This window comes from Halobacterium bonnevillei, from assembly GCF_009831555.1.
GTDB classification, from domain to species: domain Archaea; phylum Halobacteriota; class Halobacteria; order Halobacteriales; family Halobacteriaceae; genus Halobacterium; species Halobacterium bonnevillei.
This window is the reverse complement of sequence record NZ_WUUU01000107.1, coordinates 1-10,488: the sequence shown is the minus strand read 5'-3', so window position 1 is coordinate 10,488 and position 10,488 is coordinate 1. Positions and strand designations below refer to the sequence as shown.

Genomic DNA, 10,488 nt, shown 5'->3' with positions numbered 1-10,488 from the left:
GGACAGTTCAGCGCGTACACAGCGTCCGCGTCCGCGTACACCGCCTCGTCCGGGTCGGTCACGTCGTCGCGCACGAACCGCACACCCGACGGGACCTCGCGGTCGTGGACGTCTGTCGCCGTCACATCGCATCCGCGGTCCGCGAGCGCCGCCGCCACGTCACCCCGCCGCCCGACGCCGACCTCCACCAGGCGGCCGTATCCAGCCAGCAAATCCACGACGGCAGGGGGGTCACCCATGCGGGATGTTTATGCTTCGCGGCGTATAATGTCTCCCCAATGCGGGTCGACATCGTGCCGGTCGGGGACGTCCCCGCGCACGTCAAACGGGAGGCCTCAGCGAGCCTCCGCTCTATCTACGACTGCGACGTCGTCGTCGCTCCCGAACAGACCGTTCCCGAGGACGCCTACGACGACGCCCGCAGCCAGTACCGCGCCGCCGAATTCATCGACCTCGCCACCCGCGTCGGCAACGGCGACAAGACCCTCGCCCTCACCCCCAACGACCTCTTCTACCGCCGCCGCAACTACGTCTTCGGACTCGCGTACCTCGACGGCCGCGGCTGCGTCGTCTCCACGTACCGCCTCCAGACCTCCAGCGACGGCGGCTTCTCCGAACGCCCCGCCAGCGACGTCTTCGCTGACCGCGTCCGGAAGGAAGTCGTCCACGAACTCGGCCACACCCTCGGCCTCGAACACTGCGACAACAACCGCTGCGCCATGAACTTCTCCCCCACTGTGCGAGAAGTCGACCGCAAAGAACAGGAACTCTGCGGCACCTGTCAGCGTACGGTGTTCTGAAACGCACGTTTTGCTCTGCGTGAGGGCGGCCTGCGGCCGCCTTCACTCGGCAAAAACTTGCGGAAAACGCGCTTCGTCCTCCCTCCGGTCGTCCTCGCGCCCGAGCGCTCACTCCGTTCGCGCTCGGTGAACCGCTCCGCTCGGGTCCTTCGGACCGCTCGCTCGCGGATGCTCGCATCGTGGAGGGTTCGGGTGCTGTTACTCCGTAGTTCGTAGAGTTGCGCTGGCACTGCTGACGTCTCCCGCTTCGCTGCGTGCGACGGTGAGTTCGACGTCGACCCCGTAGCCGGTCGACCAGTGCTCCGCGTCGACGGAAAGCTGGTTTTCGAACGTGAATTCGTCGCCGACAGCGCACCCGTCGGCGTCTACGGCAGTTAGAAGCGTGAATCTCGTCGAAACCGACTCACCCGCGGGGACGACGTCCGTGAGTCCGATGTCCTCCCGGCGGACGTTCGAATCCGCGCGCCAGCAGCCGTCTGTCTTCTCGTTCGGTATCGAGGGCCCGCGGACGTACTCTCGGTCGTCCGGGAGCGCGACGAGCGGGCCGTCTTCCGCCCAGTAGCTGCTGAACGGAACCGTCGCACCGCCCGACAGTCGAACCTCGCCGTCCGCAGTGTTCGTCACCCCGACGCCGACGCGCGGCGGCGAGTCCACGGCGGAGGACTGGAGCACGGTCGCTGCAGCTGTCAGCGCGTCCGTGTCCGGCGACCCTTCTGTGGCCGTCGCGTCGGTCGCCGACTCCGTTGTCGTCGGTCCCGTCGTCGTGGCCGTCTCGCTCGGAGCCGTCTCCGCGGAGTCGGGTCCGGTTATTTCCAGACAGCCCGCAGTGAGCGCCGTGCAGAGGCCGGCGAAACTGCCGAGCAGCCGTCGTCGTCGCATCGTCAGCCAAACAGGTCGGCTGCGGTAAGTGCTTTCCGCGGCTAGTCGTCTGATGGTGGTGGAACGTTGTCAGTCGTCGCCCAGTTGCGCCGCTCGCCCCTCGGCCTTCGCCGCGACTTCGCGACGCGCCTGGAGTTCGAAGTCGATGGTGTCGCCGTAGCTGGGGTCGCGCACGGTGCCGTGGTCGTGACACCAGGACACGAACGCGTTGCCGTCGTCCGTGTTCGGGACGCTGAGTTCGACGCGCTCGCGGTCGGGCAGCGAGTCGCCGAGTGAATTGCGGAGGTCGTCGATGCCACCGTTCTCGGTGGCGCTGGTGACGACTGGGTCGCCGGCGAGGTCACCGACGAGGCTGCGTTTCGCGTCGAGGTCGCCGGCGACGTCGCGCTTGTTCAGGACTGGGAGGACGGTGCCGCTCGCGTCCGCCAGTTCGTCTAGGCTCGTCTCGACCTTCCCACGAACCGTCTCGAGGGAGTCGCTGGCGTCGACGACGAGCAGGACGACGTCGGCCTCCCTGGCGGCGGCGAGCGTCGTCCGGAACGACGACACCAGCCAGTGCGGGAGGTCGCTGACGAACCCGACCGTGTCCGTGACGAGCACGTCGCGGTCATCCACCGTCGCGCGACGGGTCGTCGTGTTCAGCGTCTCGAACAGCCGGTCCTCGGACGCGGCAGTATCGGTCAGGTCGTCGTGCCGGCGGTCGTTGCGGTCGACGTCGAGGTCGTCGGCGAGCCGGCGCAGCAGGGTCGACTTCCCGGCGTTCGTGTACCCCGCGAGGGCGACGAGGTCGAACCCCGATCCTCTGCGGGCGTCCCGAACGCTCTCGTCCGCGTCGTCCAGCTGGTCGAGCGTCTCCCGGAGGTGCTTGATGCGCTGCTTGTAGTCCGCGCGCATCTGGGCGGCCTGGGGTTCCTCGCCGCCGCTCTTGAACCCACGGCGGCCCGAACTCTCGCCGCGCTTGGCTTTCGCCTCGGCGCGCGGGAGTTCGTACCGGAGCTCCGCGAGGCGGACCTCGAGGCGCGCTCGCTTGGTCTCCGCGCGGTCCGCGAAGATGTCGAGGACGAGTCTGGTCCTGTCGACGACGCTCGCGCCGATCTGTTCCTCGAGGCTGAACGCCTGCTCGGGGTCGAGGTCGTCGTCGACGACGACCACGTCGACGTCCGCTCGGTCGACGCGATCGGCGATGTCCTGGACTGCGCCCGCACCGAGGTCGTAGGTCGGGTCGCGGCCGCGGACCTGCGTTCGCTCCCCGACGACGTCGAGGCCGGCGGACTCGCAGAGCGCTCGGATTTCGTCGGTCTGTACTGGTCGCTGTGCTGTTCGCTTCGCGACGATGGCTGTCGAACCGTCTCGTGACATGCGTGCGTGGCTGTGGGGTACTCGGCGTGGCTGTGGGGTACTCGAGAGCAGTGCGCGTCAGTGCGCCCGCACGCGGCGAAAGAGGTGGCCGGCGGCGCCGGCCGACCGGGGCGGACGCCCGGCTACGAGTCGAGAACGGTCATCAACGACAGCCACCACGCCGACCGCAAAAAATCTACCGCGGGTCTGGTAATCTCTCACAGTGCGACTGCGGTCGCCGCGTCGTCCCACGCCGCGAACACCGGCGCGCCGAAGCTCCCGGTGGCCGCCGCGGGCGCCACGTTCCGGGTCGCCGGGCCAGTGGCCGTCTCGGTGGCGGCGACGACAGTTCCGGTGTTCGTCGACGCAGTCCCTGCGACGCCACTGCCGGTTCCGTTCCCGGCGACACCGGTTCCGTTCCCTGCGACACCGGTTCCGTTGCCAACAGCACCGGGCCCGTTGCCGTTCGTGGCGTTACCGGCCTTGCCAGCGCCGGTACCCGCTACGCCAGTCTCGTTTCCCGGTGGGCCGTTGCCGTTCCCGACCGTCCCGCTGGCACCCTGGCCGTTGCCGGGTCCGGCAGTCGTGTTCTGCTGCCCCGTCGTGGCGTTCTGGCCGTTGCCAGGGGTTCCGTCCCCGGGGCCGTTCCCGCCGTTACCGGGGCCGACACCCGCCCCCGGCCCGGTCGTCGTGTTGTTCCCACCGGGCACCCCGACTGGTGGGCCGCCGCCGTTCGCCGGCGGTCCCACCGACACGTTCGGCGGGCCGGCGATGTCCCGGGCGATTGCAGCGACGTCGGGCCCGGAGAGGTTCCTGGCGGACGTCCGGATGCGGTCGAGGGACGACGCGTTCACGCCGCGGTCGGCGAGCGCCGCAGCCGGCAGCCCCCTCGCCGTCTCGGCGGTCGCGTTCGTCAACTGCTGGAGCGTCGAAACCCTGGCCGCCAGCCCCGCCATCTCCCCGCGGAATCGCGACTCCGAGATGGTGCCGTTCTCGCGGGCCGCCTCGAGTTCGGCCTTGCGCTCCTGGAGCGCGGTGAGCTGCGCCTCGAGGGTCTGGCTCTGCCGGGCGACGACGGACGCCTTCGAGGCGTTCGAGTTCGCCGCTGCGACCTGCAGGCCGAACGACCGCTTCTCGACCTCGCCCTCGACTTCGGCGCCCTGGACCGCGGCGACGCCCGCCAGCTTCGCCCCGGGCGCCGTCTCGTTGGCTGTCTCGTTCGTCGCGTCGTCGTCCTGCACCGCCACCGACCCGGACGCCGCCTGGCCGTCCGTCACCGGCGACGCCGCGGCGAACGGCGCGAGGACACCCACCACGAGGAGTGCCACCACGAACACAACAGTCGCTCTCATGTTGTCCGGTCGTTGGTCACCTGCGGGCTTATACCCGCGGGACCGTGCGCGCGACTTCAATAGAATTAACGCCGATTAAGCCCGCTTAAGCAGCCCACCGACCACAAACAGGCGGCCGCTACGGAGGCGCGACGGGCCGCCCCCACGTCAATCGGCGGCGGACAGCCCGCGTCACTCGGTGGTGTAGTAGTATTCGCCGTTGCGCTTCTGCTGTTTGTCGAGTTGGCTGCCGGGTTTGTTGATGCGCGGCCGACCCAGGTTCTGCACGCACCTTTTTCCGGCACTCGCGACGCGCACGTCGTTCGCGTCCCTCGTGCCGCAAAAACCTGCTCCAAAAAACCGCGGTTGGCGCATCGGCGGGCTACTCGGTGGTGTAGTAGTATTCGCCGTTGCGCTTCTGCTGTTTGTCGAGTTGGCTGCCGGGCTTGTTGATGCGCGGCCGACCCAGGTTCTCGTCGCGGCGGAACGTCACGTCGAGGTTCGCGAGGAACTCGTTCATCCCCGAGCGCATCGCCTGCGGCGTCGACGCGCGGCCGTGCGCTGCGGGCTCGCCGTCGAACACCATCAGGCGGTCGCTCACCAGGTCGACCATGTAGATGTCGTGGTCGATGACCATCACGGTGGTCTCGCGGTTCTCCGCGAACCGCCGGATGGCGCGGGTGGCGAGCACGCGCTGCTCGACGTCGAGGTGCGCCGAGGGCTCGTCCAGCAGGTAGAGGTCGGCGTCCTTCGAGAGCGTCGCGGCGATGGCGACGCGCTGGCGCTCCCCGCCGGAGAGGTCCGTCAGATTCTGCTCCAGGATGCGCTCGAGCTGGAGCGGGTCCCCGATTTCGGTGTTCCAGTAACTGGACCCGAAGTCGTCGGTGATCGACGACAGGAACGCGTCCACGCGGATCGGCTGGTCGGCCTCCACGTACTGCGGCTTGTACGCGATGTCGAGGCCGATGTCGAGGTCCGCGCCCTCCTCGCCGCCGACGCTCGTCGGCTCGATGTCGTCCGCCAGTAGCTGCGCGAACGTCGACTTCCCGATGCCGTTCGGCCCGACGACGCCCAGGACTTCGTTCTGGTGGATGACGCCGCCGTCGACGGTGAGCGTGAACTCGCCGTCGCCGTAGGACTTCGTCATGTCGGGGTAGGAGATGAGCGTCTCCTCGCGGCTCGCCGGCCGGGGCGCGTGCTCCTCGAACGTGATTGCTTCCGGCCGGATGCGCATGTTCTCGTTGTCGAGGTAGCCGCGCAGGTACTCGTTGATGCCGTTGCGCACGGACTTCGGCGGCGTGACGACGCCGTACACCGAAGGTTCGCCGTACGCGACGTGGATGGAGTCCGCGAGCATGTCCAGCACCGCCAGGTCGTGTTCGACGACGAGGACTGCCTTGTCCTCCGCTTCGGCGAGTTCGCGGACGATGCGCGCCGCGGTGACGCGCTGACTGATGTCGAGGTACGGCGTGAGCTCGTCCACGAAGTAGAAGTCGCGGTCGCGCGCGAGCGCCGCGGCGAGCGCGACGCGCTGGAGCTCGCCGCCGGACAGCGAGTCGATGGACTGGTCCATCACGGGCCGGATGGACAGTCGGTCCACGAGGTCGTCGAGGACGCCGCGCTCGTCGGTCTGGTCGAGTAACTCCCGGGTGGTGCCGCCGAACTGGTCGGGGATCTGGTCGACGTACTGGGGTTTGCGGGCGACGCTGATGTCGCCGCTGCGGACCGCCTCGAGGTAGTCCTGGAGTTCGGTGCCGCGGTAGGCGTCGAGGACCTTCTCCCAGCTGGGTTCGTCGTCGTGCCGGCCGAGGTTCGGCGTGATTTCGCCCGCGAGAATCTTCACGGCCGTGGACTTCCCGATGCCGTTCGGGCCGAGCAGCCCCGTGACCTTCCCGGACTCGGGGACCGGGAGGCCGTACAGCGAGAACGCGTTCTCGCCGTAGCGGTGTGTCGGGTCGTCCTCCAGCTCTTGCGGGAGGTTGATGATCTCGATGGCGTCGAACGGGCACTTCTCCACGCAGATGCCGCAGGTCTCCCCGAGACAGATCTCCTCGCTGATGCGGATCTGGTCGGGGTCGCCGTCGTCGGCCTCCTCGCCGCGCAGGGTGATGCACTCCTTGCCCGTGCGGTTCGGCGGACAGTAGTTCGAGCACTCGTAGTTGCAACGGTCGGGCTGACACCTGTCCAGGTCGACGACCGCGATGCTGTCCTCCGCCATCGTTAGAAGGTGACGCCTTCGGAGAGCAGGACGCCCCACGTGATGAACCAGAGGGCGAACGACATGAACAGCACGTAAAAGTGGTCTTTCGTGGAGAAGTCGCTGATGTCGACGCCAGCGACCCGCATCAGGCCGAGTTCGAGCGCGACCACCCCGAGCAGGACGAGCAGCCCCGTCCTGCTCGTCGGTTCGGAGATCGTCATCTCCGAGAGGAAGGCCGCGGCGACCCCGCCGAGCGTGGCGATGGTGGTCACCTTCAGGCTGCGCCGGTGGGCAGCCGTCGGGTCCGCAGTCTCAGTCATACTGGTGTCTCCGGCGCCCGCGCTCAAAAGGTGTTCGCTTGCCGTACGCGGCGACGCTGATTCGCCGACCGCCGGAATCTGGGTTCGCAGACCGGTACTGTCGGTCGCGTGCTGCGGCGGCGCGGCTCGTCTGACGGGGGTTGGTGGTGTCAGTGTGCGAGACGCTCCCGCAGTTTTAAGCGCGTGGAGTGTTTCGATTCGTAATGATGGCTGGAGACGACAGTGTGCTGGAGGACCTGCCGCCGAGCGCGAAGCTCGTCTACAAGGTACTCGAGTACGATGGCCCCCTCACCCAGAAGCGAATCGTCGAGGAAACGATGCTCTCCGCGCGCACCGTCCGGTACGCGCTCGAACGCCTCGAAGACCGCGGCGTCGTCGACGAGGACATCTACTTCGCGGACGCCCGCCAGAGCCTCTACCAGTTGACCTGCGAGAAAGACGACGCCGCCGCGGAAGCCGACCCCGAAGCCGCCTGACGCCGCCGCGGCGCTCGTCGCTCTGTCTGCAGTTCTCGTCCCCTCGCGCTACGCGCCGGAAGCGACCGGTGACGCAGTTGCGGTCACTGCGTCCGACCCGGACTGGGCTACTCGTTCGGGACGACCGAAATCATGCGCTCGTGGTCGATGGCGCGCTCCAGTTCCTCCGCGATGGCCGACCCGCGGGAGACCTTGATGTCGCCGCCGCGGCCGACCGTCGCCGTGAACAGGTACTCGCCGTCCGCCTGCACTTCCACGGTCTCGCCCGCGCGGTCGCCGGACAGCGGGACGATGATGTGCCGGGACGTGACCTCCGGCGTGACGATGTCGCCGGCCGCCTCGTTGCTGTTGGTGCCCGCCGTCTCGGTGGTTCGCTCGTCGAGCGTCCGCACGTCGATACTGATGCCGAGGCGGTCCTCGATGTCCGTGATGCGACCGCCGCCCTTGCCGATGACGTGGCTGATCTCGTCCTCGGAGACGTACACCACGGCCTCGTTCGGGCCGCGGATGTCGACCTCCACGGGGCCGCGGGTCGCGGCCTTGATCTCGCGTTCGACCTCCTGCTTCGCGAGTTTGTCGACGCCGGACTCCGGCGCCTCGTCGGTGTCCTCCAGCGGGACCGTGACGACCTGGCGGTTGAACGTGTAGATCTCGTAGGCGGGCGTGCCGGTCGCGAAGTCCCGGACCTGGATGACGGGCCGCGCGAGGTCCTCCTCCATCAGGCCCTCGGGGACCTTCACCTCGGTCTTCACGTCGTAGACGGTCTCGACGTCCCCCTCCTCGATGTAGACGACGGTGTCCACGATCTGGGGGATCATGCCGAGTTCCACGCGCCCGACGAGGCGCTGGAGCGCGTCGATGGGCCGCGTCGCGTGCACGACGCCGACCATCCCGACGCCCGCCAGACGCATGTCCGCGAACACCTCGAAGTCGTCGGTCTTCCGGACCTCGTCGTAGATGGTGTAGTCCGGCCGCACCATCAGCAGGGAGTCCGCCGTCTTCGACATCTCGCCGCCGAGTTCCGTGTACTGGGTGACCTCCTCGCCGACCTGGAGGTCCCGCGGTTTCTCCATCGTCTTCACGACGTTGCCGTTGTCCGAGAGGAACTCCGCGACGGCCTGCGCGAACGTCGACTTCCCTGCGCCAGGCGCGCCGGCGATGAGCACGCCGCGGTCCCGCTCGAGCATCCGCTCGCGGAGTTCGTCGGCGTGCTCGTAGTCGTCCATCGTCGTCTTCACGATGGGGCGCACGGCCGTGATCTCGGGGCTCTCCGAGAACGGCGGCTCCGACACCGCGATGCGCATGTCGCGCACCTGCGCGATGGTCATCCCCTCCTCGGAGAGCTCGATGAACGCGTCGTCGGCGCGTTTGGCCGTGGTGATGATCTCGCTGGCGTACTCGTGGATGGTGTCGGCGTCGAGTTCCTCCTCGCCGATGGCCTGGTACTCGATTTCGCCGACCTCGCCGCGCTTCGCCATCGGCACCAGCCCCTCCTTGAGGTGGACGCTCATCGTGAGTTCGTCGAAGTACTGCTCGATGCCGAGCGTGCCGAGTTCGCGCTCCAGGGGTTCGAGGTACTCCACGTCGATGCCCTTGCCCTTCGCGACCTCCGCCTGCACGATGTCGCTGGTGAGCAGGCGCGCGTCGTTGCGCATCGCGACGTCCCGGATGATGGCGTCGATTGCGCCCGCCGCCGCGCGCTGGATGTCCTCCTCGGCGGCGCGCTCGCCGACGTAGTTGATCTCGAGTCGACCCTCGGCGGCGAGTTCGACGAGCCGCTGCAGTTCCTCGAGGGCGTCCCAGCCGGTCTGTCGCCCGCTGTTCGCCTGCGCCTCGACCTCGCCGACGACCGCCTCCGGGACGAAGACGGTCGCGCCCTCGTACTCGCCGTCCTCGACCCGCTTGGAGATGCGGCCGTCGACGACGACGCTCGTGTCGGGAACGATGTTCATGTTGGTGCGGAATACGCGTCGGCGGGTTGATAAGGCGTGTGACCCGCCCGCGCCGGCGGGCCGTTCGCGGCCCGGCAGTCGCTCACAGCGGGAACCGCCGCATCAGCGCGGGGAGTTTGTTCTGGAGGCGGACGCCGAGACTGCCGGTCCGGGCGTCGATGCGCGCGACCTCCTCGCCGGTCAGCTCGAAGTCCAGCGCGCCGAGGTTCGCTTCGATGTGCTCCCGGCTCGTCGCCTTCGGGACCGCGACAACGCCGTCCTGCTGCGTCAGCCAGCGGAGCGCGACCTGCGCCGGCGACTTGCCGTAGCGCCTCCCGACGTCCGCGAGCAGGTCGTCGTCGAGGACCCTGCCGCGCGCCAGCGGACTGTACGCGGTGAGCGCGGCGTCGAGGTCCTCGCAGGCGGCTCGCACCGCGGACTGGTCCTTGTAGGGGTGGTACAGCACCTGGTCGCAGACGAGCGGCACGTCGACCGCTCGCTGGGCGGCGCGCAGTTGGGCCGCGGTGTAGTTGCTCACTCCGACGTGCTCCACGAGGCCGTCGTCCCGCAGTTCGGCCATCGCCGTCAGCGTCTCCTCGGCGGGCACCCTGGGGTGTGGCCAGTGCGCGAGCAGGAGGTCCACGTAGTCCGTCTCGAGGGCGTCCAGGCTGGCTTCGACGGCTGGCCGGACGTCGTCCGCAGCGAGGTCGGACCGCCAGACCTTCGTCGTGAGGAAGACGTCGTCCCGGTCGACGTCGGCTGCCGCGATGCCGCGGCCGACCGCGGCCTCGTTGTCGTACGCCTGCGCGGTGTCGACGTGCCGGTACCCCAGTTCGAGCGCCGTCTCCACGGACGCAGCGCAGGAGTCGCCGGTGTTCTGCCAGGTGCCGAGGCCGAGCGTCGGGATGCGTGCGCCGCCGCGCTCCACGTACTCCATGGACGGTGCTTCGTACACTGCGGCAACAAATCTTTCCCGGCGTCGGGTCGGCGACGCGCACCACGGCTAAGGGACCGCGGTCCGATTTCCGGGTGTGTCCGAACTCCGCGACCTCACCGAACGTCTCGTCTCGATTCCGAGCCACGACGACGAGACGGCGGCCGGCGACGCCATCGCGTCGTGGCTCCGCGACCGGACTGACGCCGCCGTCACGCGCGACAGCGCCGGGAACGTCGTCGCGTGGCGCAACCACGACGCCGACGGCGACAGCATCGC

Annotated in this window: 10 protein-coding genes and 1 pseudogene; 3 read left to right on the top strand and 8 right to left on the bottom strand. The window is 68.7% G+C overall.

All coding sequences use genetic code 11. The features are described from left to right. Positions 1 to 239: UPF0146 family protein (locus GRX66_RS12550; protein ID WP_267903086.1), on the bottom strand; the 239-nt coding region annotated here is incomplete at its 3' end. 39 nt (positions 240 to 278) lie between these two features. Between GRX66_RS12550 and GRX66_RS12545 the strand changes: the two genes are divergently transcribed. Beyond that, positions 279 to 800, top strand: a complete 522-nt coding sequence (locus GRX66_RS12545; RefSeq protein ID WP_159526871.1) for an archaemetzincin family Zn-dependent metalloprotease — start codon at positions 279 to 281, stop codon at positions 798 to 800. A 198-nt stretch (positions 801 to 998) separates the two neighbouring features. Here GRX66_RS12545 and GRX66_RS12540 read toward each other — a convergent pair whose 3' ends face one another. The 5 genes from GRX66_RS12540 to GRX66_RS12520 form a co-directional block, all read right to left on the bottom strand. Beyond that, positions 999 to 1,679 (bottom strand): hypothetical protein, encoded by a 681-nt coding sequence (locus GRX66_RS12540; protein WP_159526870.1) that lies wholly within the window; start codon positions 1,677 to 1,679, stop codon positions 999 to 1,001. 69 nt (positions 1,680 to 1,748) lie between these two features. Then, on the bottom strand, positions 1,749 to 3,038 hold the full coding sequence (gene hflX, locus GRX66_RS12535) for a GTPase HflX (protein ID WP_159526869.1): 1,290 nt from the start codon (positions 3,036 to 3,038) through the stop codon (positions 1,749 to 1,751). A gap of 197 nt (positions 3,039 to 3,235) precedes the next feature. Continuing rightward, positions 3,236 to 4,369 carry a hypothetical protein gene (locus GRX66_RS12530; RefSeq protein ID WP_159526868.1) on the bottom strand — a complete coding sequence of 378 codons (1,134 nt, stop codon included), beginning with the start codon at positions 4,367 to 4,369 and terminating at the stop codon, positions 3,236 to 3,238. Between the two features lie 361 nt (positions 4,370 to 4,730). Next, positions 4,731 to 6,566 (bottom strand): ribosome biogenesis/translation initiation ATPase RLI, encoded by a 1,836-nt coding sequence (locus GRX66_RS12525; protein ID WP_159526867.1) that lies wholly within the window; start codon positions 6,564 to 6,566, stop codon positions 4,731 to 4,733. A gap of 2 nt (positions 6,567 to 6,568) precedes the next feature. Next, positions 6,569 to 6,868: an EMC6-like membrane protein gene (locus GRX66_RS12520; RefSeq protein WP_159526866.1), complete on the bottom strand. Its 300-nt coding sequence runs from the start codon at positions 6,866 to 6,868 to the stop codon at positions 6,569 to 6,571. Positions 6,869 to 7,071: 203 nt separating this feature from the next. Between GRX66_RS12520 and GRX66_RS12515 the strand changes: the two genes are divergently transcribed. Then, positions 7,072 to 7,344, top strand: a complete 273-nt coding sequence (locus GRX66_RS12515; RefSeq protein WP_159526865.1) for a helix-turn-helix transcriptional regulator — start codon at positions 7,072 to 7,074, stop codon at positions 7,342 to 7,344. Positions 7,345 to 7,451: 107 nt separating this feature from the next. Here the strand turns inward: GRX66_RS12515 and GRX66_RS12510 are convergent, their stop codons facing one another. Together GRX66_RS12510 and GRX66_RS12505 are read right to left on the bottom strand one after the other, a co-directional pair. Then, complete coding sequence (locus tag GRX66_RS12510) at positions 7,452 to 9,296, bottom strand: PINc/VapC family ATPase (protein WP_159526864.1); 1,845 nt, start codon at positions 9,294 to 9,296, stop codon at positions 7,452 to 7,454. Positions 9,297 to 9,378: 82 nt separating this feature from the next. After that, positions 9,379 to 10,212 carry an aldo/keto reductase gene (locus GRX66_RS12505; RefSeq protein WP_159526863.1) on the bottom strand — a complete coding sequence of 278 codons (834 nt, stop codon included), beginning with the start codon at positions 10,210 to 10,212 and terminating at the stop codon, positions 9,379 to 9,381. Positions 10,213 to 10,306: 94 nt separating this feature from the next. Between GRX66_RS12505 and GRX66_RS12500 the strand changes: the two are divergent. Next, positions 10,307 to 10,488, top strand: a pseudogene (locus tag GRX66_RS12500) (M20 family metallopeptidase); the annotation flags it as partial.